19 protein-coding genes and 1 pseudogene are annotated in these 20,444 nt (G+C 47.5%); 3 read left to right on the top strand and 17 right to left on the bottom strand.

What is annotated here, in order from left to right; all coding sequences use genetic code 11:
• The 3 genes and pseudogenes from Q0135_RS04405 to Q0135_RS04410 all read right to left on the bottom strand — a co-directional run.
• Window positions 1-661 (bottom strand): hypothetical protein (locus Q0135_RS04405; protein WP_297988586.1); only part of this gene is annotated, 661 nt, incomplete at its 3' end.
• A 434-nt stretch (window positions 662-1,095) separates the two neighbouring features.
• A pseudogene (locus Q0135_RS11405) lies at window positions 1,096-1,203 on the bottom strand (hypothetical protein); the annotation flags it as partial.
• A complete protein-coding gene (locus tag Q0135_RS04410) occupies window positions 1,154-1,303 on the bottom strand; it encodes a hypothetical protein (protein ID WP_297988588.1) in 150 nt (49 codons plus the stop codon). The pseudogene Q0135_RS11405 and the gene Q0135_RS04410, both read right to left, overlap by 50 nt.
• 157 nt (window positions 1,304-1,460) lie before the next feature.
• On the opposite strand from Q0135_RS04410, the gene hisD reads away from it, so the two are divergent.
• Window positions 1,461-2,750, top strand: coding sequence for a histidinol dehydrogenase (gene hisD, locus Q0135_RS04415; protein ID WP_297988590.1), 1,290 nt, complete (start codon window positions 1,461-1,463; stop codon window positions 2,748-2,750).
• 258 nt (window positions 2,751-3,008) lie between these two features.
• The gene (locus tag Q0135_RS04420) at window positions 3,009-3,299 is read left to right on the top strand and encodes a DUF5339 domain-containing protein (protein WP_291936556.1); all 291 of its coding nucleotides are present in this window, start codon (window positions 3,009-3,011) and stop codon (window positions 3,297-3,299) included.
• A gap of 463 nt (window positions 3,300-3,762) precedes the next feature.
• Here Q0135_RS04420 and Q0135_RS04425 read toward each other — a convergent pair whose 3' ends face one another.
• The 13 genes from Q0135_RS04425 to Q0135_RS04485 form a co-directional block, all read right to left on the bottom strand.
• Window positions 3,763-4,380 (bottom strand): hypothetical protein, encoded by a 618-nt coding sequence (locus tag Q0135_RS04425; protein ID WP_297988593.1) that lies wholly within the window; start codon window positions 4,378-4,380, stop codon window positions 3,763-3,765.
• 201 nt (window positions 4,381-4,581) lie between these two features.
• Window positions 4,582-5,283, bottom strand: a complete 702-nt coding sequence (locus tag Q0135_RS04430; RefSeq protein ID WP_297988594.1) for a YbaK/EbsC family protein — start codon at window positions 5,281-5,283, stop codon at window positions 4,582-4,584.
• A gap of 184 nt (window positions 5,284-5,467) precedes the next feature.
• On the bottom strand, window positions 5,468-5,893 hold the full coding sequence (locus Q0135_RS04435; protein WP_297988596.1) for an ecotin family protein: 426 nt from the start codon (window positions 5,891-5,893) through the stop codon (window positions 5,468-5,470).
• Window positions 5,894-5,977: 84 nt separating this feature from the next.
• Window positions 5,978-6,694, bottom strand: coding sequence for a hypothetical protein (locus tag Q0135_RS04440; RefSeq protein WP_297988598.1), 717 nt, complete (start codon window positions 6,692-6,694; stop codon window positions 5,978-5,980).
• Between the two features lie 61 nt (window positions 6,695-6,755).
• The gene (locus tag Q0135_RS04445; protein WP_297988601.1) at window positions 6,756-7,112 is read right to left on the bottom strand and encodes a hypothetical protein; all 357 of its coding nucleotides are present in this window, start codon (window positions 7,110-7,112) and stop codon (window positions 6,756-6,758) included.
• A gap of 370 nt (window positions 7,113-7,482) precedes the next feature.
• The gene (locus Q0135_RS04450; RefSeq protein WP_297988603.1) at window positions 7,483-7,830 is read right to left on the bottom strand and encodes a hypothetical protein; all 348 of its coding nucleotides are present in this window, start codon (window positions 7,828-7,830) and stop codon (window positions 7,483-7,485) included.
• Between the two features lie 153 nt (window positions 7,831-7,983).
• Window positions 7,984-8,541 carry a hypothetical protein gene (locus Q0135_RS04455; RefSeq protein ID WP_297988606.1) on the bottom strand — a complete coding sequence of 186 codons (558 nt, stop codon included), beginning with the start codon at window positions 8,539-8,541 and terminating at the stop codon, window positions 7,984-7,986.
• A 15-nt stretch (window positions 8,542-8,556) separates the two neighbouring features.
• Window positions 8,557-9,996, bottom strand: a complete 1,440-nt coding sequence (locus Q0135_RS04460) for a hypothetical protein (RefSeq protein ID WP_297988608.1) — start codon at window positions 9,994-9,996, stop codon at window positions 8,557-8,559.
• A gap of 181 nt (window positions 9,997-10,177) precedes the next feature.
• Complete coding sequence (locus tag Q0135_RS04465; protein ID WP_297988611.1) at window positions 10,178-11,413, bottom strand: hypothetical protein; 1,236 nt, start codon at window positions 11,411-11,413, stop codon at window positions 10,178-10,180.
• 410 nt (window positions 11,414-11,823) lie between these two features.
• Window positions 11,824-12,525, bottom strand: coding sequence for a cytochrome-c oxidase (locus Q0135_RS04470; protein WP_297988614.1), 702 nt, complete (start codon window positions 12,523-12,525; stop codon window positions 11,824-11,826).
• A 197-nt stretch (window positions 12,526-12,722) separates the two neighbouring features.
• Window positions 12,723-13,673 carry a hypothetical protein gene (locus Q0135_RS04475; RefSeq protein WP_297988616.1) on the bottom strand — a complete coding sequence of 317 codons (951 nt, stop codon included), beginning with the start codon at window positions 13,671-13,673 and terminating at the stop codon, window positions 12,723-12,725.
• A gap of 9 nt (window positions 13,674-13,682) precedes the next feature.
• Window positions 13,683-15,152, bottom strand: coding sequence for a pyruvate kinase (gene pyk, locus Q0135_RS04480; protein WP_297988618.1), 1,470 nt, complete (start codon window positions 15,150-15,152; stop codon window positions 13,683-13,685).
• Window positions 15,153-15,445: 293 nt separating this feature from the next.
• Window positions 15,446-16,792: an FAD-dependent oxidoreductase gene (locus Q0135_RS04485; RefSeq protein ID WP_297988620.1), complete on the bottom strand. Its 1,347-nt coding sequence runs from the start codon at window positions 16,790-16,792 to the stop codon at window positions 15,446-15,448.
• Between the two features lie 121 nt (window positions 16,793-16,913).
• On the opposite strand from Q0135_RS04485, the gene Q0135_RS04490 reads away from it, so the two are divergent.
• On the top strand, window positions 16,914-18,098 hold the full coding sequence (locus Q0135_RS04490) for a TRAP transporter substrate-binding protein (RefSeq protein WP_297988622.1): 1,185 nt from the start codon (window positions 16,914-16,916) through the stop codon (window positions 18,096-18,098).
• Window positions 18,099-19,157: 1,059 nt separating this feature from the next.
• Here Q0135_RS04490 and metK read toward each other — a convergent pair.
• Entirely contained in the window at window positions 19,158-20,357 is a 1,200-nt protein-coding gene (gene metK / locus Q0135_RS04495) for a methionine adenosyltransferase (protein ID WP_297988625.1), read from the bottom strand.
• Window positions 20,358-20,444 lie beyond the last annotated feature (87 nt).

Here is a 20,444-nt window from a genome sequence, read left to right on the forward strand (position 1 = left end):
AAGTATAATCATTAAGAATAGTTTTTATTTGTTCTTTATGATTGAAGTAACTTTTTATAAAAGGTAGTATTTCCTCCACTGGAGAAAGATTAAATCTTTCTTGATAAGCACTAAACTTTAATCCATAATGCAAAAGTCCATCAAGTCTATATAATAAATGATATTGTAGTTCTTTTGTACTACCTATATTGAACGTCCAATCATCATTCTTAGGATCTGTTGCACCAGCAAAAAGAGCTGTTTTTGAAGCTACTCTACTATTTCCATTAAGATCTATTCTTGTCTTCTGAAACTTTTCAATAAAGTTATTTTTCTTTAATTCTTCATGAATATGATCTATTAATTCCTGTAGATTTTCAAAATAGACATCATCTCTATATTCTAAAAACTTTCTATAATGAGTGTTGATAATAGCTCTTGGTACTCCGCTTAATTTACTCATAGAATATTCTTGGAAAGTACTATTTTCAGGTTCTTTATCCAACTCATCTAACGATACATTATCCTCAAAAGGATTAAACCCATAACTCATTTGGTACTTTTGGATAAGCTCATTTATATTCTTATCAAAATTTTCTTCATTTAACCATTTTTTATATGAAGAAGTATTAGGTAATACTACTTTCAGATAAAACTCTTTAAAATTAGATAATCTATTCATAATATTAATTCTTTAAAGCAACAAAGGTAACAATTTATTTTTTATTAAACAAGAAAAAGATGCTTACCTCTCGTTTATTATTCATCACATACTCGGCTGCGCCAGCTCGCCGACTTTCTTTCGGTCATCCTTCGCTTATCCTTCGCTTATCCTTCGCTTATCTTTCGCTTATCCTTCGCTCTTCCTGTATCCATTCTATATCCATCTTATATCGAATGTAAAGGGTAAATAAGAAGAAAAAAATGTTTGTAACAAAAAAACACTTTGCCAAAAGTCATAAATTACAACCTCTGGCAAAGTATTTAAATATGATTCAAAAAAACTTACAATTCACGGAAAGCTTTGTGTAGCAAGCGGCGTTTGTCGTTGATGGCCTCTTCCATAGAAATCATTGTTTCTGAACGGGCTACGCCTTGTATATCATCAATCATATAAATTACCTCTTTGGCGTGTTTGGTATCTTTTGCTCTAATCTTGCAGAAAATATTGTACTTACCCGAAGTAATATGCGCTACCGAGATTTGCACATGCCGATGCATCATTATTGTCGCATTTACTTTGCAGTTCGCTTTCATTAAAATCACTCTGTTTTGCCACTACTAAAGCCGCCGTAGCGATCAGCGCTAAAAATATCTTTTTCATACATCGCTCCATTTAAAATTTCGGCTATTTTATTTCATTTTCGCTTAATCTTTTGAAAATCGGCGGGCCCAAAGGGTCTTTAAATTTATACAGCCGCGAGCTTAAAGGCGAAATTTAGCAAAAAGCGTTAAAATTCCAAGCATTACAAGGAGCAAAAATGAAAATTTTAAAAAGTACGAAGGCAAATTTCAAAGAGGAGTTTGCAAGGCTGGTGCGCCGCGGCGAGATGGATATGAGATCGGTAATGCCCGTCGTAAGCGGTATCATCGAAGATATCAGAGAGCGCGGCGATGAGGCGCTAGCTGAACAGATTGAGAAATTTGACAGATGGCGCGTGCAGGGCGATCTGGCTATCACGCAAGAGCAGATGAGTCTCGCGTATGAAGGCTTAACCGCAGAGCTTAAGAATGCGCTTCGGGTCGCATACGAGCGCATCTACGCTTATCATGAAAAACAGCTTGAGAGGAGCTGGTTTAGCTTCGATCCAAGCGGCGCGATGCTCGGGCAAAAGATCACGCCCGTGGATCGCGCGGGGCTGTATATCCCGGGTGGCAAGGCGGCGTATCCGAGCTCGCTTCTAATGAACGCGATCCCCGCAATCGTCGCGGGCGTGGAGGATATCAGCGTCTGCACTCCCGCCGTGGGCGGCGTCGTAAATGAGTTACTGCTCGCGGCGATGCATGTGCTGGGGATCAAAAAGGCCTACAAGGTGGGCGGCGCAAGCGCGATTGCGGCGATGGCATACGGCACGCGCACGATCGGCAAGGTCGACGTCATAACGGGTCCCGGGAACATCTTCGTAGCGACTGCTAAAAAGCTCGTGTTCGGCGATGTAAATATCGATATGATCGCGGGCCCTAGCGAAGTGGGCGTCATCGCAAACGCCGCGGCAAATCCGCGCAACATCGCCGTGGATCTACTCAGCCAAGCCGAGCACGACGAGATCGCGAGTAGCTTTTTGATAAGCGACGATGAAAAATTCGCTCTTTGCGTCGCAGAGCATATCGAGCGCGAGCTTCCTACGCTCGCGCGTGAACCGATCGCTCGCGCCAGCATCCAAAACAAGGGCGCAATCATCATCGCTCGCGATATGAACGAGTGCGTGGAGCTGATGAACGAGCTTGCGGTCGAGCACCTCGAGATCGCGACCGAGAACGCCTACGAGCTGCTTCCGCGCATACGCCACGCAGGCGCGATATTTTTGGGCCACTACACGCCAGAGGCGATGGGCGATTACCTCGCAGGCCCCAACCACACGCTGCCGACCGGCGGAAGCGCGCGATTTTTCTCGCCTCTAGGGGTTTATAACTTCATCAAACGAAGCTCGATCATAGCGCTAAATAAGCGCGCCATAGATGAGCTCGGAGGCGCATGCATGGCGCTAGCGGATGCCGAGGGGCTCGGCGCGCACAAAAAATCTGTGCAGATCAGATTTGATGAGAAGTGATTTTGCGGCGGTAGCCCCAAGAGGCGTCGTGGGCGGAATTTTAAAAAGCACCGGCGGTAGTTGCGAAACCAAGAGCTGAAATTTTAAAATTTAAAGATGAGTTAAATTTTAAAAAATGTAAGCGTCGCGGCGAGAGTGAAATTTTAAAATTTCAAAAGCGCTATAAATTTAAAAAAACAGCCGTATTTGATTAAAATTTAAGGCAAATTTACTAAGCGAAATGATATACTTTCGCTGATTTTTTACAAGGAGAGAAAAATGAAAAAATCACTTTTAGTTTTGGCTAGTTTTGGCTTTGCGCTAAGTCTTAGCGCCGCAGATCTTTCAGATAGCTGCAAAGAATATTTCGCAGATCTTGATAAGATGGTTGACACCTACAAACAAGCTGGTCAAGAGCAGCAGGTCAAGATGTATGAGGATCAAAAAAAGCAGTCTATGGATCAGATCAGCGCACTTCCTAAGGAGCAGCAAGAGGCCACTTGCAAACAAGCTAAAGAGATATTTAAGCAGATGATGGATCAGATGAAACAACAAGGCGCTATGAAATAAATACCTTCGCGGGCATGATGATGCCTTCTTCAGTCGCGGCGATGCGATATCGTCGCGATTAATTCTTTTTAAACTCACACTTTTATTTTAAAAATTTTTAAATTTTAAAATTTGGATGTTTTATCCTCGCTGCTTTCGGGGCGCACCAAGAATTTCAGATTTGATATTTAGCTTGTTGCAGGAAGTCAAAACCAATAAAGCGCTCGTCGTCGTTAAAATGCTCCGCAAGGCGACGCATCTTAGTGGGACGCTGCGGTGCACCAAAGATTTACGAGCCGTTTTGGCGCGGCTCGAAACAGCGCCTCATCAATATGATGAATTCGAGGCTCGGTTTGAGCGTTATTTTATCGCGATTTGAAATAGCTGGGCTCATAGATAGAGCAAATTCGCGTCTCAGTTTGCGGCTCTGCTTATGAATTTACGGCTTTACGACCAAAAACATCTCGCAAGATCGCCTTGGATTTTAATCCTTAGTAACGATCGTGCCGTTTTGTATTTCGTGCACGCAGACATTTCTGTGCAGCTCTTTATCGCTATCTAAAGTATAGTAGTGCGTTGTTACTGTGCAGCGTAAATCGGCGTCGATGACGAACTCCTGCTTGGCGCGCATCGGCGGCTTGCTTTTACCGCAGTGCACGTAATCGGCGTAAATTTCGCGACAATCGCTTATACGAAATGCGTCGTTTAAAAGGCACATAAAAACATATTCGTGCCCGTGCTTGCTATCTTGGAAATCCCCCAGATAAAGCCTTAGCAGAATTGTTTTGGCGCTCTTTTTTGGCAAACGACAAGCCCTTATGTCTTTGATCCTCTCCCAATACGCGCTTAGATTGTCGATTAAAAAGTTCTCCTTTGCGAACGAAAACAGCTCATTTTTATCAAGTAAATTTTTATCGATAGCCGCTAAGGGCGAAATTTCTCCCGGATAGCGTATCGGCAGTTGCGCGATCGGCAGATCGTCGTAAATATCTTTCATACTCTGATAAATCTCCGGTCGCGGCGCATCGTCTCCCTTAACCGCAGCATTTTCCATGCCGCATAGCGCAAGTAGACACAGCAAAAATATCCACACCTTTTTCATAGCATTCCCCATCCCCTGTTTCGGTCGCAATCTCTTTGCTCCTGATCATACTGCAAATTTTAAAGCCTTAATATGAAGAAAAAAGATCAAAAATCAAAGCGCCGCTTTACAGCCATCCTTAGCCATCTTTTTCTATTCTACCCTTGCTTTTGGGCTAATTTAATCCGAGTCCTCTTCTTGTGTGAAACGGACGATGCGCTGCTATTCGCCTTCCGTAGCCTCTTCGGTGAAGCTAACGATGCGCGGAGCTGCGATGCGCGCGTAATCCTGTGCGTTTAGGATGATCGAGTGATCGAGCAAGCCCGCGTTGAAAGCGATCTCTTCGAAGCGTCCAAATAGCGACGGATCAGCGATTAGCAGCAGTTTGTCGTGGAAGCTAAACGGTGGCACCGAGCCGATGACGCAGTCCGTGAGATCGCCCACTTCATCGGGGCTTACGAGCGATGCTTTCGTGCCGCCAAGCCCCTCTGCCAAGCGCTTTAGATCGGTTTTATGATCGGCTGCGAAGACCGCTAGGACGTAGATTCTGCCGTTTCTGCCCGCGGGTTTGTCGCTAGGAAGCTTCAGCTGCTGTGGCACGTTTGCGCAAATTTGATCGGCGGTTAAAGCTAAATTTCCCGCGCAGGCGCCGTTTTCGCAGCCTTGAGCGGTTGCAACGCAAGAAGCGTTGGAGCTTTGTGCGTCATCGGCGCTTGCTAAATTTAAATTTTGCGAAAAAGAAATTTGCCCATCCTTAAAACCCTTGATCGTGCAAACCAGCGCCTTTGCGCCCTGTCCTAGCTGCGTGCCGCGGATTTTGGCGACTTCGGCGGAGGTGCCCGCGCTTTCGTGAGCTACGACGCGGAAGCGCGCCCCCTGCTGCGTCAAAAGCTCTTTTAGGCTTTCAAAAATTCTCTCTGACATGCTCTCTCCTTGTTTTTGCGAAATTATACTGAAATTTTAACCAAACGACCCATCGATGCCGAAATTCCATTCTTCGCCGTAAAATTTATCTCGCCTGCGCGCAAAACCATTGCGCGATGAAAGATTTATTGCATGGCGGAAATTCCGCCATGCATAAGTTCGGTCCGCCCTGCTCCTTGCGGAACTATTTCATCTTGCGGATTTTCGGCTCTTTGCTCTCTACGAGTTCGTAAATTCTAAGCTCGACTTTAACGTCTTTGGGCGCTAAAATTCTAATTTCGCCGCCGTCGTAGGCGAATGGATGCGTAAGCTCGTAATAGATCCGCTTCTTTTGCTTCTTGCCGTCGCAGAGCATCAGCGTCTGAGCAAGCTCATCGCCGCCGCTAAACTCGTAATAAAGCCCGTCCGAGCTCTCTTTTTGCTCTATTTTGCCACCGATCAGATACGCGTCGTTGCAGTCGGCTTTGATCTCTTTGGAAAAGATCGCTTCGACCTTAAACTGCTGCGGCGGCATCTTTGACGGCGTTAGCTCAAAGACGTTTAGCTGCTTCTGCGCCTCGCCGCCGAACAAAAACAGCGGCAATAGAAAAAATAAAACGTTTTTTCTCATTTATTACTCCTTAAAAAGATATTTTTATTTAAAATTTTAGCAAAATTTTTACTCATTAAACTGAAATTTCAATCAACTTCGTTTTTATCTGTAGCAGATAATATTTTTTAGCGCCTCCGTCTCCGGTTTTAACGCCTCGCTATCGGTTTTTTGTGCAGCGCTCTTTTTGTTTGCTAAATTTTTACTAGAGCCTTGCGGCGAGGGTTTTTTCCGCGAGTTTAAAGCCTTGACGGCGTCGCGCGATATTTCGCCCTGCGTCTGCGCGGTGGAAATTTCGCCGCTAGCCTCGCCAGCCTTGCTCGTGCGGCGGCTTAGCACGCTTTTGACGCTTATCTTTTCGCCTGCGTAAAACGCCTCGCAAAGCCCTCTTTGCGCCTCATAGTCCGTCACTTTGACGCTGCCTTCTTGAAATTTATAAAATTTCGCTCGTTTTGCACTGCGCAGCTCCTCCGCTCCGCCCCATACGTCGCTCTGCGCGTCAAGATCCGCGAGCGCGAATGCGCCGTCTGCCGCCTTATACATATTGCCGAGCCTTATCGGTATGCGTTCGCCGCTCTTTTTGGTAAGCACGAAGCCGATCTTTTCGCCATCTTTTGGGTGCGGGCGGAACTGCCCCGAGAAAAACGCCGTGAAAAATGCGACCTCCTTGATCTCGCCGTCGGTGCCTAGGTATCTCGTCCAGCCATCTTCGGGCACGTCGATCTCGGCGACGTCTCGCCCGTCCTTTGCGCCGCATTTTAAGCCCGCGCAGCCGCTAAGCGCTAATGCCGCAAGCGCGGCTAGAAAAAATAGGTTTTTCATATTTTCCCTTCAAATAAATTTGTCTCAAAGCAGGGCGCTCAGGCACGTAATCCGTAGGGCATTATTTCAGGCTCGCGGGATAGTCGCTAAATTTTTCGATCCAGCCGTCCTCGCCGTAGAGCTCGCCGCAAAGCCCGTCCGAGAGCTCGGCTAGATTTTCGCCCGCCTCGTCCGCAAGCCGCCAGCGCTCGCTCTGCTCGAAAAAGCTTAGCATCTCATGCAGGACGTGATCGGTAAGATGCGCGCAAAGCGTCCTTAGCGCCTCCCTTTGCTGCGGCGAAAACTCCGCTATCAATGCATACAGCCGCTCGCACCGCGCGCCTTTCATCCGACCGCTTACGACCCCGTCCAACCACGCCAGCGACCCGTCTCTAACCTGCCGCACATACTCTCGCTCGAAACTCTGTAAAACATCCATTTTTCACTCCTTGCGTTTAAATTTTAAAATTTTTGGCGTCTCGCCTAAATTTAGATCGAAATTTACTTCCTAAGCCCGTTTAAGCTTTTTGCGTCCTAAATACGGCGCGCCGCATTTCACCTTTTATAAAATTCTACTTAGCGAGCGCCGTTTTTTATCGTTTGCGCTGCTATTTTATCGCGCCGCAAAATTCGCGCTGCACCTCAAAGCCCAGCGCTGTTTAAATTTTAAAATCCGAAAGTTTGCGACCAAAATTTTAAAATTTAAGGCTCGATGAAATACGTTTCGGCGCGATGGTATGCGCCGCTTGAAACTTTAAATTTTAAAAACTCGCACTTCGCCTCAAAGCCCGCTAGCGGGGCTAAATTTATCAAGCCGACGTCGCCCAGATGCGTAAAAATCGCTGTCCGCTCGCCTCAAACGAGCACTCCTGCCAGTCCCAGTCGTTCTCGCCGCCCATTGCGAAATTACGAGGCTCGCCTGATAGGCCGGCCGCGCTCAAAGCAGCCGCTATACGCTCTTTCATAAAATCATCGGGCTCGCAGGGCGTAAATTTTTCAAATTTTATCTCGTAAAGGGAGGCGAGCCCAAAGTCTGCGCGCACGAGCTTGCCGCACTGCTGCGCGAACTCCGCCGTGCTACATTCGTGCTTTGGGGCGTAGTACCAAACCTCCAGCTCCTCGATGCTTTCGCCCCTAAATTTTATGGATTTTATCATTCTGACCCCATTTCGCTCATCGCGGCGGTTTAAATTTTATCGCTTAAATTTTGTTTGCACTCATGCGGCGCAGGTTTTGCACGCAAGATCAAACTCTCGCTATTCGGCGCGAGCGCGCTACGCGGGCAAATTTTAAATTTAATCCGCCGCGCTTTAAATTTGCACGCCGAAGTCCGCCCGCATCCCTTCTTTGCCTTTCGGCGTAAAATAGCAAACGACGTAGCAGAGCATTCGGTTCTTGCAGTCGTATTTGGCTTCGAGGCCACGGGTAATGCGCGCAAACTCCTGCGGCGGCTTGTCCTCAAAGGCGCCTCGCAGCTCTTCTGCGGCGATATGTCTCGGGCTAAGAAGCAGATACGCCGCGCCGCCGTCCTCATCCTCGCTGATGGCGCGTAAAATTTCACCGCTCGCGCGAACCCGCCAGTGTTCCTTGCCGTCCCATTCGCGCAGGCTCAAAAACGTCGTGCCGCCGTCAGCGTCCAAGGCCTTTTTGTTTGGAATTTGAGCGCGTAAAGCACCTTCATTTAAGCTCTCCTCGCTCGCGACCTCGATAAAAACGTCCGTGCCGAGCAGATAGCTAGTCCGATCAAACTCGCTTTCGTACTCCCGGCCGTCAAATTTAGCGGCAAATTCGCGCACCCGCTCGTCCGCTTCGCAGCCGAACATCATCGCGTCGCTATCTGAAATTTTAACGATATAAGGCTCGTTCATGAGGCTTTCCGAATTTTATTGCGGCTCGCATTTGCCGTAAACCCACTCGCGAGTTTCGTTTAGCTTAAACTCGCCGTCCTTTAGAAAATACTGCTTGCTGCTTTTGATCGCGTTTTCGCCCGTGGCTATGTAGTCGCCGATGAAGCCGCGATCTAGGACGTCATGCGCTAAAATGCTCCGCTCAAAGACGTTTTGCGTCTTTTGCGTTTCGTGCCATTTGCCGCTCTCATCAGGCTCGCGCAGGATGATGGAGATGTTGTTGCCAGCTTCGTCGTAGTCGTAGATATACTCGTACTGCTTGCCATCGGAGGCCGTGCGATTTTTTATCACGTTGCCACGCGCGTCGTAGCTAAACTCGTTTTCAAACACGACCTCCCAGCGTTGCAGCTCCTCGCGCCAAAGCGCGGTTTGCTCGCGTAGCGGCCTGCTTTCCTCGGTCTCCTCGTGCAAGTTTTTGTAGTACTCCCTCCACTCGTTTTTTGCGGCGTCCCAGCGCGATCTTAGCTCGTTAAAGCGCCTATACTTAGGCTCGATCTTGTATAAGGCCTTTTCGTCGCGCTGCCAGGCGCCGTCGCGCCACACAAAATTTATCTCGCTGCGCGTCCCGTCCGCCGCCGTAAAGACGGTATGTTTTGTAAGCGGTACCCATTTGCCGCGCCACGCGTAGCCTTCGGAGCCCGCGTAAGCGTCGCCGTTGTAGTGATATATCGATTTTTCGTACGGCATCCATTTTTTCGCTTTAGCGCTCCATTCATAGGTCGCTACGAAATTGTTTCTGTCGTTTTCGTCGACAATCCTTTTTGTAAGGTATGTCGGCGTCCATTTGCCCTTTTTTAGTGTGAAATTTTGCAAAATTTCCGTTTTGCCCTCGCGCTTTTCGACGGCTTTTTCACCCTCGTATGGCTTGCCGTCCTTTTGCAGACTGAAATAAATTTTTGAGCCGTCCTTTGCGATCTCCTGCTTGCTTATCGCCGTTTCGCGAAATTTGTTTGTATTCGCGTCCCAGTCGTATTCGACATTTTCGATCTCGCGCTCGCCGCTTTCGTCAAATTTGCTAAAGCTTTTCGATACGGACACTCCCTCTTCGCTGCTTTTTCTGTAAATTTTTTCTAAGCGGCGGGTTTTGGCGTCGTAGTTTTGGCTCACTTCATATTCGTAGCGCGGCGCGGCGCCGCCCTCTGTTTTGTAACTCGTCTTTTGCAGACAAATTTTATCCGTTCGCGCTTTGAAATTTGATGCCGTTTCGTGCGTCTCGCCCGTCTCGGTCGCGCCCGCAGGTATCGCAAGCGTTAATGTCGCCGCCAAAATAGAGTCTGCTAAAACTGCCGTCCGCGCCCTCGAATTTACCGCCGCCCGCACCTTAAAAGCGCCCGCCGAAACAATCGCTCGCGCCTTTAAATTTGCAGCCGCAAAATCTGCCGCACCCTCGGGCAAAATTTTAAAAATACCTCTCATGACCGCTCCTTTTATTGTCTAAATTTTAATCCATGCTACGTCCGCTAAATTTAAACGCAAAGCTCGCACAACGCCGCGTCCGCATAAATAACGCCGCGTCTGCTAAATTTAACCGCGACGTTCGTGCAAGGCCGCGCAGGTAAAATTTAGCCGCGAAATTTTACCGGCGCATCTTTAAACGCTACTTTATCTTTTTATATTTCCACGTCTGCTCCGTTATGAGCTCGGGCTTGCCGTCTTTAAGCTTAAATTCCTTAAAGCTCGTTATCGCGTAGATGCTAGGCATCTCAAACATCATCAGCGCGGCGCCGTATCCCACGCTATCGGCTGAGATTGCGGTATCGTAAGTAGCCTCTGAGCGTCCCGTTTGCACCCATTTGCCGCTCGCGTCAAGCTTGTAGATATCCATCGCCGTATTGCTGCCGCGCTCGTCGTAGCTATAGACGTATTTGCCGCTGCTGGAATTTGATTCAAAGCTTTGTACGAGCGGGTGCTCGCCCGATTTGTCGTAAATTTCGCCGTTTGAGTAGCTTTTGACCCAATCTTTAAGCTGCTCATCCCACAGATACGAGGTCATATTAAGATCCGCGCCATTCTTGATAGCGGTCTGTTTGCTCATATTATCCCACGCGCCCTTCTCGTCGTTCCAGATGAAGCTCGTAACGACCTCCTCGCCCTTTGCGGCGTCAAGCTCGTGCTTACTCATCGTCGCGTTTTGCCACGCGCCGTTTTGGAAAGTGCTGCGGATCTGCTCGTAGCTGCCGTTTCGATCGCCGTTAAGCATCTCTCGCTCGCTGTTTTGCCACGCGCCGTTTACAAACTCGTAGGTTACGTATCCATTCATCTCTCCTAGGCCGTCGTAGAAAATTTCTGTCTTATATTTGGGCTGCCAGCTCTTGCCGTCCCATTTGAAGCTTATCGTAAGCCCCTCCTTATCCCACGCGTTTCTTACGGATCTGTCCATGCTCTCTTTTTGCCATTTGCCCTTTGCGAGCTTATATCGCACATCTTCGGTCGCGTTGCCGTCGTAGCTGGAGACGGTTTTGCTCGCATTGCGCGTGCCGTCATCCACTATCGAATTGCTCTCTCGCGTCGTGACGTTACCCTTTACGCTTACCGTGTAGTCTTCTATTTTTTTCCACTTGCCGCTTTTAAGATCAAGGTTAAATACTTCAAATTTAAACGTTCCCCCCTTTTCGTCAAAGTAGCTGATCTCTTTGTAGCTAGAGCTTAGGCCGTCCGAGGAGTTCGTATCTCTTATCTGCTCCAGCTTGTGCGTCGCCGCGTCGTAGCTTAGATGCGTGCTTTCCTTGCGCTCTCCGAGTGAGCTGTAGCTCATCTCTTCTACCATGAACTCATACTCCTTGGCAAACGCCGCCGCACAGAGCAGCGCAAGTATCGTAGCGAGCTTTTTCATCCTCTCTCCTTGGAAAAAATTTTAATAATTATATAATGTTCGTATATAAAAACGGATAAAATTCCGCCGTGCGGCTAAATTTAAAAAACTTCGATTTTTAGGCGGTAGCGGTGGAATTTTACGTCGCCAAACGGCTCGAATTTTAGCAATATTTGATCTGATTTTGTGTTAGTTGTCGATAGAATTTATGCGAAATAGAATTACGTGCGAGCTTCTGCTAAATTTTAAACAGATCTAGGCTGTTTATATCAAAGCTTCACTGCGTGCCGTTAGCGATAAAATTCTACGTAATAAAATTTTAAATTCACGCGCAGATCCGTTTGAGGAGATAAAAATGCAATACTAAATTTTTGGCAGCTCAAAATTTCAAATAATGCCGGTTTTTAAAGAGTGCCGCTGATTAGGCGATACTAATCGCAGAAGCGCTTATCCGCGTTATTTGCTTTGCGCTTGGCTAGGAAGTCCGCCTTTTTAGCGGGGTCTGCGAAAAACTCGTCCTGCCTAAGTAGCGCGGCGTCCATTTTGTCCTCGGCTGCCTTGAGCGCGGCGGCGCGATCTGCGAAGCGAGACGGAAATTTCTCATCAAATATCGCTTTATACGGGTGCGCCTTGACCCAGTCCCTAGCGCGTGCCGCCGCATCGCGCTGTTTAGCGAGATCGCAGAATGCGTATGGATTTACCACGTTGCCGACGAGCTGTAAAAACGCCGCATTCGCGGACTCGGTCTCACGAAACATCTCGTCCTTGATGTCGATGACGCGAGCGAAGGTTAAGAAGCGATTTTTACCCGCGTAGAACCAAAACACCGCGTCGTCCTTAAGCCCCAGATCATAAGCGCGCGCTGCGACGGTCATCAGCGTAGTCGGAGCGACCATCTCCGGGGCGTCCTCGATGATTTTGATCGCTTTTTTCAGGCTCGGCACGTCGTTTTTCATCAACAGATCGTCGATCGGCTCGTAAACATGCACGTATTCGGGCTTACCATCCTTAGCCGAATAAAACGGCGAAACATAGATGTCGATCGAAGTGATTTTTTCCACCTTGCTCTCGCCCTGGGCGTTCAAAGTCGCAGCCGCCACCGCACACAGCAGCAGCGAACGAAATTTTTTCATGGTCTCTCCTTCGGTTAAATTTTATAAATTCTCTTCGTAATTATACCTTGAAATTTTAAGAGCGCGAGTTTGATTTTTAACGAATATATTTTTGCGGAATTTTAATTTTTGCAGTGGCTCTATTTTCTTTTGATTTGGCTTTAGCCCGACGCTTTACGCTGCTAAATTTAAGCGCCGTTAGCTGCTAAATTTACATTTCAATTTAGCTCGCTCACGCAAATTTTATAAATTTTGGCGCCTTTTAAAAGAGCTAAATATTCGCCGTTTCCGTACGAGCCGTAGCCCTCATTTTTGTTATTTTTCGAGCCGTCTGCGCCGAGAAAATTTAGGCTGATTTTTCTGTCGAATTCTAGTGTTTCGCCTTTAAATTTAAACAAAAACAGCTCTTCTTTGTCGTTATCAGCCGGGCAAAACAGCACGCTTCGCTCATCCAGCGCGAAGTCGCGGCTCGCAAAAATATAGTCGCTTTTTGAAAATTCTAGCTCGCACGTTTCGATAGCCGCGGAGCCCGGTTTATAAGAACTGATTTTCGGAGTATACGCCGTGGCTTGCCCGTCCTTGATACGCACGAAATCAAAGCTACTGCAATAGTGCGCGTAGCACGCGCCGCCAAATAGATTTATCGCGTAGCAGTCGTGAATCCGGCTGAGGTCAAATCCATAGAGCTTTTCGCCCGCCTCGTTCCAAACGGCGAGTTCGCACTCGTCTCCGCCGAAGTTGCCGAAGAGCCCGTCGCCAAAATATGAAACGTAGAGCCGCCCGCCCTGCGCTATGATCTTTGCTATGCCGTCGCCCACGCAAATTTTGCCCGTCTGGACGCCCAGCTCATCGATAAATTTTAAATTTTCCTCGCCGCGTTTTAGCTTCTCATCGTAGCGCGAGCGAGCGTTTAGCAGCGCCCAACGGTTTGGAAAATCCACGGACACGGCGAAGTGGTAGCCGTTTTCGTCCGCACCGGTTTTTATCTCGCGCAGCCGCCCGTCTTGCATAAATTTAATGACGTATTCGCCCGCATCCTCGCATAGAAAATATATCTCGCCGTGTCCGGTGATACCGATGCTAACGAGCTCTCGCGCCTCTTTTGGCGTTAGTTCGTAGCAAGGGGTTAAATTTAACCGCGATTCTTTGATTTTAATGGACTTTGACATTTTGATTTTTCAAATTTTATCCTTGAGGCCCGTTTCTGCCGCGTCGCGGTAGAAATCGATCTGATCTTTTTTGATGATGCGGATGTAGTCGGTGCTGCCGGGATGTCCGCTTTGAAAGCCCGCCGTCATCACGTAGGTGCCGCCTTCTTCGATGAGCCCGCGCTGCAGAGCCTCGCTTATGATACGTGCGAGCAGCGAGTTGATGCTCGTTTTTTCCCTGACCATCGCGGGATTTACGCCCCACACGAGACTTAGCGCATGCGCGGTCTGCTCGTCGTGTGCGATTGCGATGATGTCGATTTTGGCGCGGTTGCGTGCGAGTTTGATCGCCGAGCGCCCCGAGCCCGTGATCGAAAGTATCGCGCCCGCGCCCAGCCTTGCGGCAAGCGCTGCGGTGCTCGAAGTGATCATATCGGTCTCGTCGTAGAAATCGTAATCGTTAAATTTATCGTAAGGATAGATCTTTTCGGTCTCGCGGATCGTCTCGCTCATCGCGGCGACTACGGCTGCGGGATTTTTGCCGATGGCGCTTTCCTCGCTTAGCATCACGGCGTCGGTACCGTCGAGTACGGCGTTTGCGACGTCGCTGATCTCGGCTCTGGTGGCGCGCTCGTGCTCGGTCATGCTAAGCATCATCTGCGTGGCGGTGATGACGGGCTTTGAGCGGGCGTTGGCAAGAGCTATGATGCGCTTTTGGATGCGCGGGATCTCATAAAACGGCATCTCGATGCCCAGATCTCCGCGCGCGACCATTATGCCGTCGCTTGCTTCGATGATCTTTTCAATATTTTCGACCGCGTCGAATTTTTCGATCTTGGCGTAAATTTTAGCTTTTGAGCCCAGCGAGTTTAAAATTTCGCGCACGCGCAGGATGTCGTTTTGCGACTGCACGAAGGAGATGCCTACGAAATTTACGCCGTGCGCCGCGCCCCAGCGCAGATCTGCGAGGTCTTTTTGAGTGATAACGTCGATATTTAGGCGGGTGTTTGGGAAGTTCACTCCCTTATTTGAGCTTAAAAAGCCGTCGTTTTCGAGCACTGCTCGCACGCCTTGCTCGCTTACCGCGATTACTTTGGCGCGGATCGAGCCGTCGTAGAGGTAGATAAACTCGCCTACCTTCATTAACGGCAAAATTTCTGGGTGGTTGATACACAGCTCGTATTCGCCCGGGGCGGTCTTTTTGCCGATGATTTCGCGAGGAAGGAAGGTGATCTTATCGCCCGTTTTGAGTTTAAAATTTTCCTCGAGCTTGCCGACGCGGATCTTTGGGCCGCTGATGTCCTGAAATACGCCTACGCGCATGCCCAGGCTCTTTTCTACGGTGCGGATTTTGTTTAAATTTGCCTCGTGATACTCGTGCGTGCCGTGGCTGAAGTTCATCCTAAAGGCGTTGCAGCCCGCCTTTACCATCGCGCTCATCATCTCTTCGCTGTCGCTTGCAGGCCCGATGGTCGCTAAAATTTTGGTTTTTTTAAGCATCTTTTCTCCTTTAAATTTAAAATTTATCGCCGCATTAGGCGAAATTTTGCGCAAAATTTTGAAATTTGCTAGACGAAGAAATTTTAAAATTTTATAGCGCGAGAAAATTTTAGAATTCTAAGGCACGGCGAAATTTTAAAATTTCATAGCTTGCGGTGCAGGTTAAATTCTAAAAATTCGCGTTTGAATGAAATTTTAAAACTCTCTATATGTGAAGCGCGAGCAAAATTTTAAAGTCCTCGCCGAAGTAAAATTTTAAAATTCTTGCCCGAGCGAAATTTAAAAATTCCTCTTTATCGCATCATTTCCGCGTCAAATTTTGCATCATCAAAGCTCACTCCCAAATATTCGCAGGCACTTTTTGCGTCGCGAAGTGCGTTGCCTAGGCAGCTCGTAGCACCTGGGCTTGGGGTCATATTAAAGATAATCCCTGGATTTTCGCCTATTCTAGCTTCGCCTAAAAGCAGCTTTTTTTGCGAGTGTGAGATTACTTGCGGGCGCACGCCGCCAAAGCCCTTGGCATAGTAAATATCCTCCTCGCGGATGCTAGGTATGATCTTGCGCGCATTTTTGACGAAAAGCTTTTTACCTAAAATCGGTATCTCAAAGCCTATATTGCGGATTAAGAAGTCCCTTACCTCGCTATCGCCAAAATTTTGCCAAATGACCTTGGCTACGTCCATGTCAAAATTTAATGATTGAAAAAATTCCGGCACCGAACGACAGCCCTTGTAGCGCTCGAGCTTCGGCATCGTAAGCGCGGTAGGACCAAATCTCGTGCAGCCGCCTGCGAGCAAATCCGGGTCGCCGTGAAGCGCGGCAAATGGAAGCTTTGGGTTTTGCATCATGTAAACCTTGCCATTTAGAAGCTTTTGCTTGGTTAGATAGAAGCTGCCCGCGATGCAAATCGTGCTAAGATCCTGCCCAAGCCCCATTTTGTGCGCGAGCCACAGCGAATGTGCGCCCGCATCTACGACTACGAAATCAGCACTTAGCGAGAGTCTATTTGCGGTGCGGATATAGAACTTATCGCCTACTTTAGTGATGTTTTGCACTTCGGTGTTTAGGTACAGATCGCAGGTTTTACCCTCCACGTTTTTAGCGTTTTGCACGAAGGAATTCGCCATCGCGCCATAATCGATCGTCGTGTAAACTCCCGATTGCACGCCCATTGCTACGATATCCTCCGCTCGCTCCTCGCCGCGCCCGTCAAAAACTAGCTTGGGCTCGATTTTTTTGAGCTCTTCCTTGTCGAAAAGCTGCAGATACGGATAAAGCTCTTTAAATTTCTCAAAGCGCTCTTTAATTAGCTCTACCTCACTTTCGCCCACGCCAAGAGCCATTTTCTGCCCTTGAAATAAAAATTTATTCTCATATCCGTGCTTTTGGCAATACTTCACGATCATATCCGCCTTGCGCTTGACTTCGGTCGCTTTTTGCAGATCGTAGTTGGTCTCGATGTCGCCGCAATGAATCGTCTGAGAGTTTGCGCTGGCTTTAGAATTTAGCGTCGCAAGCCCTTCGTATTTTTCAAGTAGAGCGATATTTTTGATCCCGCTAAATTCTGCCAGCACGTATGCTAGTGCGCTGCCCGTGATACCGCCGCCTATGATGATTACTTCGTAATGTTTTTCTTGCATGCCCTTTCCTTATCGAATTTGGCTACAATTGTGCGAAAATTTCGCTTAAAAGCTAGTTATAAAAGCGTGAATTTAGATGATTTTATATAAAATTCGCACCATTTCATTTTGGGAGTAGTATATGAAAAAATCGATTCTTGTCGGATTAAGTTTGATTATAGCCACGTCGCTGTGGGGCGCGGATAAGAAAGTTTATCACCTTAAGCTAGCTCAGACTTACGAGCTTAGTATGCCTATCGTAGGCGATGTCGCCAAGCGTATGGCAGATCTTGCAGATAGTATGTCTGATGGCAGGCTGAAAATCAGCATCGACGCGCCTAGCAAGCATAAAGCGCCTTTTGCGATCTATGATATGGTCAAAAACGGACAATACGATTTAGGCTATACTGCGAGCTACTATTATAAAGGTAAAAATAGCGCAAATATGCTGTTTACGACGGTGCCTTTTGGTATGACGAAAGACGAACAGCACGCTTGGTATTACTTCGGCGGAGGCAAGGAGCTAGCGGATAAATTCTATGCTAAAAGCAATCTAAAGATCTTTAATATTCTAAATAGCGGTATGCAGATGGGCGGTTGGTTTAAAAAAGAGATTAATACGCTAGACGATTTAAAAGGGCTTAAATTTAGAATTCCAAGCTTTGGCGGGGAGGTCATGAGCCGCCTTGGCGTCGCAGTCGCTACGATACCGGTAGGTGAGCTATATATGGCACTAGAGATGGGCACCATCGATGCGGTCGAGTGGGCAAGTCCTAGCTTTGATATACCTCTAGGCTTTCACAAGGTCGCAAATTACTATTATACGGGATGGCAAGAACCCGCTAGCGAGCAGCAGATAGTGATAAATCTACAAACTTGGCAGAAGCTTCCTAAGGATTTGCAAAATATCCTGGAAGCCTCTATCGCAAAGGCGCGCGAATACGCAGAAAACGAGACGTTTTATAAAAACGTAATAATTTGGGACGAGATCAAAAAGAAATATCCAAACGTTCAGATTCGCTCGTTTTCGCCTGAAATTATGCGTGCGCTTCGCAAGGCGACGGATGAAATTTTAGCCGAAGAAAGCGAGAAAAATCCCGATTTCAAAGAGATTTGGGAGAGCCAAAAGGCGTTTTTAGCTAAAGCTAGAACGTGGACGAAGATGGGCGATTTTACATATATCGAAAAAACAGGCGATGTTGAAGCCGAGCAGAATTTTACCGCTTCGGTGAAAAAAATCTCTGTTCCTGAGCCCGTAAATAGCGCAGCCAGCGAGATAAATGCAAGCACTGCTGCGCCAAAAAACGAGGATAATCAGACGAAATAGTGCTTCATTTTTTAGCTGCGTTTTTATGCCGCGCGGCTAAACTAAGCGCCAGATAAAGGTGTATGCGGCTTAAATTTGATCGGCAATTTAGACGAGGCGTGGGTGATTAAAATGCAGGCGATTTACTTATTTGCAGCTGTGTAGTTCGGCAATATCGTTAAAATTTTAATTTACGAAAGCAGCGATAAAATTTTATCGCTGCTTTAGCATTTAAGTTAAGGCGTGCAATTTGCATCATTGCTTTTAAAGTCCAATTTAAAAGCCGCTCGGTCGCCGCCGCACAAGGCTAGAATTTTATCAAGCTCCAAGCCTCCTATCTTTTTGCTTTATTCCTTATACCTTTTGCGTTATTTAAGCTTGATATTCCGCCGTGCTTGCTTGCGGGTGACATTGAGCGAGAGAGAATTTAATCTTGCTTTTTCATTTCGCGTAGTTAGCGGAGGAGCTTTGGCGAAGCGTGCCAATCTGAGATTTTAAATTAGTAGCGTTCATAAATTCCATATTTTAAAATTTTAGCGCTTTTATCTTGCAAATGCCGCTTTTAAATGAAATTTGCTTCGGGTTTTCTTTCTATATAAAAGCGGCAAACTTCAAATAAAATGCAAAATTTTAAAATTTACACGCTTAAATATCACAAGTAAGGAGAATTTAAAATTTTTTCCTTCGGAGATTAAGTACAAAGCACGTTAGAAAAAATTTTATAGGTTAAATTTCATTTTAAGCGATTGCAGATTTAAAGCTTGTGTGCAAATTTTAAAAGCCCACCTCGGCTGGAATTTATCACTAAACTAGACGGGCTCAGCCTTGGAATTTCACCGCGTCAATTTTAAAAATTTTGCGCGAGTTGCGCTTAAAATTTTAAAATTCAATTCTACCTGCGAAAACTCTTAAATTCCGCGGCTTAGAATTTTGATACAGAATTTTGCCGCAACGCTATTTTTTGGGATGCGATAAAACTACGCGGCATGCAAAAGCCGCGTAGAATATTGAGCTAGGCTCGCTGCTGCAAGCCTAGCGAATGTCGTAAGCTAAAAAGGCGCTACTGCAAAGCGTAAAATTTTATTTCAAAGCCTTAAAAAGCTCGACGCTATTGAGCTGCTCCCACGGGTACTCGTCGTTTCCGACTTGTCCGCGTGCGGCGACGTCGGCGTAGAGAAAGCTTCCTTTGCCGGGGCGATCAAGACCGAATTTATCGATGATCCAGCGCGGAGTGAGCGGGAATTTTTCAAGCACGAAAGCAGATAGCTCATCGTCGCTTGCCGCGCCTAAATTCGTCCCCATGCAATCGACGCTGACGCTGACGGGCTTTGCGACGCCGATTGCGTAGCTGAGCTGGACGATGCATTTTTTCGCAAGCCCCGCTGCAACGATGTTTTTAGCGATATAGCGCGCCGCATAAAGCCCACTACGATCGACCTTAGTGTAGTCCTTGCTGCTTTGAGCGCCGCCGCCGATCGGGCTGTAGCCGCCGAAGCTATCGACGATCAGTTTGCGCCCCGTTAGGCCGCTGTCGTGAAGCGAGCTGTGATTTACGTAGCGACCGGTCGGGTTGATGTAGATGATCGTTTTGCTTTTGTCATAAAGCCCCTTCGGAAGCCCCGCCGAATCGATCAAATTTCCGATCAGATCTCGGACGCGCTCAATACTCATGCTCTCCACGCAGGGCGCTGAAACCACGATCGTATGGATGCTTTGCGGCTTGCACTCCTCAAAATTTGCCTTCGTGCCGTAATCGACCGTAACCTGCGTCTTAATATCTACGCCAAGCTCGTCGGGATGGGATTTTGCGTAGGCATAAACGTGATCGCAAAGAAGCCTCGCGTAGGTGATCGCCGCCGGCATAAAATTTTTCGTTTCGCAGCTTGCGAAGCCGAACATTATGCCCTGATCTCCCGCTCCGATCTCGCCGCCCTCTTGATCGACGCCTTGGTTGATGTCGGGGCTTTGCTGGTTTAAAAATACGTCCACTTGCAGATCCTGTGGGTGCAAGCACTGCGCGCGCGTAAAGTAGGGGTTGTCGTTGTAGCCGATCTCGCTAAGCGCGCCCTTTACGATGTGGCGGTAATCGTCGTGGGTGAAATCGACCTTGGCGTTTACTTCGCCGCCGATTACTACGTGCTTACCTGCGATGAAAACCTCCGCCGCGACGCGCCCGTTGGGATCTTGCTTTAAAATTTCATCCACGATGCTATCTGCGATGATATCGGCGCATTTATCGGGATGGCCGGGACTTACTACTTCGCTTGTGAATAGATACATATCTGCTCCTAATTAGAATTTCGCGCCATTTTATCGAACGAGGTTTTAAGATTAACTAAAAATTGCGAAATTTCGCCCAAATTTAAA

This window comes from uncultured Campylobacter sp., from assembly GCF_937981295.1.
Lineage (GTDB): Bacteria > Campylobacterota > Campylobacteria > Campylobacterales > Campylobacteraceae > Campylobacter_B.

Excerpts from the sequence above, each read along its gene's own strand:
- Q0135_RS04425 (WP_297988593.1), bottom strand. The coding sequence starts at position 4,380 with ATGAAAAAGGTGTGGATATTTTTGCTGTGTCTACTTGCGCTATGCGGC.
- Q0135_RS04460 (WP_297988608.1), bottom strand. The coding sequence starts at position 9,996 with ATGAGAGGTATTTTTAAAATTTTGCCCGAGGGTGCGGCAGATTTTGCG.
- Q0135_RS04475 (WP_297988616.1), bottom strand. The coding sequence starts at position 13,673 with ATGTCAAAGTCCATTAAAATCAAAGAATCGCGGTTAAATTTAACCCCT.
- Q0135_RS04420 (WP_291936556.1), top strand. The coding sequence starts at position 3,009 with ATGAAAAAATCACTTTTAGTTTTGGCTAGTTTTGGCTTTGCGCTAAGT.
- Q0135_RS04485 (WP_297988620.1), bottom strand. The coding sequence starts at position 16,792 with ATGCAAGAAAAACATTACGAAGTAATCATCATAGGCGGCGGTATCACG.
- metK (WP_297988625.1), bottom strand. The coding sequence starts at position 20,357 with ATGTATCTATTCACAAGCGAAGTAGTAAGTCCCGGCCATCCCGATAAA.
- Q0135_RS04435 (WP_297988596.1), bottom strand. The coding sequence starts at position 5,893 with ATGAGAAAAAACGTTTTATTTTTTCTATTGCCGCTGTTTTTGTTCGGC.
- Q0135_RS04410 (WP_297988588.1), bottom strand. The coding sequence starts at position 1,303 with ATGAAAAAGATATTTTTAGCGCTGATCGCTACGGCGGCTTTAGTAGTG.
- Q0135_RS04490 (WP_297988622.1), top strand. The coding sequence starts at position 16,914 with ATGAAAAAATCGATTCTTGTCGGATTAAGTTTGATTATAGCCACGTCG.
- Q0135_RS04465 (WP_297988611.1), bottom strand. The coding sequence starts at position 11,413 with ATGAAAAAGCTCGCTACGATACTTGCGCTGCTCTGTGCGGCGGCGTTT.
- Q0135_RS04455 (WP_297988606.1), bottom strand. The coding sequence starts at position 8,541 with ATGAACGAGCCTTATATCGTTAAAATTTCAGATAGCGACGCGATGATG.
- hisD (WP_297988590.1), top strand. The coding sequence starts at position 1,461 with ATGAAAATTTTAAAAAGTACGAAGGCAAATTTCAAAGAGGAGTTTGCA.
- Q0135_RS04445 (WP_297988601.1), bottom strand. The coding sequence starts at position 7,112 with ATGGATGTTTTACAGAGTTTCGAGCGAGAGTATGTGCGGCAGGTTAGA.
- Q0135_RS04470 (WP_297988614.1), bottom strand. The coding sequence starts at position 12,525 with ATGAAAAAATTTCGTTCGCTGCTGCTGTGTGCGGTGGCGGCTGCGACT.
- Q0135_RS04430 (WP_297988594.1), bottom strand. The coding sequence starts at position 5,283 with ATGTCAGAGAGAATTTTTGAAAGCCTAAAAGAGCTTTTGACGCAGCAG.
- Q0135_RS04440 (WP_297988598.1), bottom strand. The coding sequence starts at position 6,694 with ATGAAAAACCTATTTTTTCTAGCCGCGCTTGCGGCATTAGCGCTTAGC.
- Q0135_RS04450 (WP_297988603.1), bottom strand. The coding sequence starts at position 7,830 with ATGATAAAATCCATAAAATTTAGGGGCGAAAGCATCGAGGAGCTGGAG.
- pyk (WP_297988618.1), bottom strand. The coding sequence starts at position 15,152 with ATGCTTAAAAAAACCAAAATTTTAGCGACCATCGGGCCTGCAAGCGAC.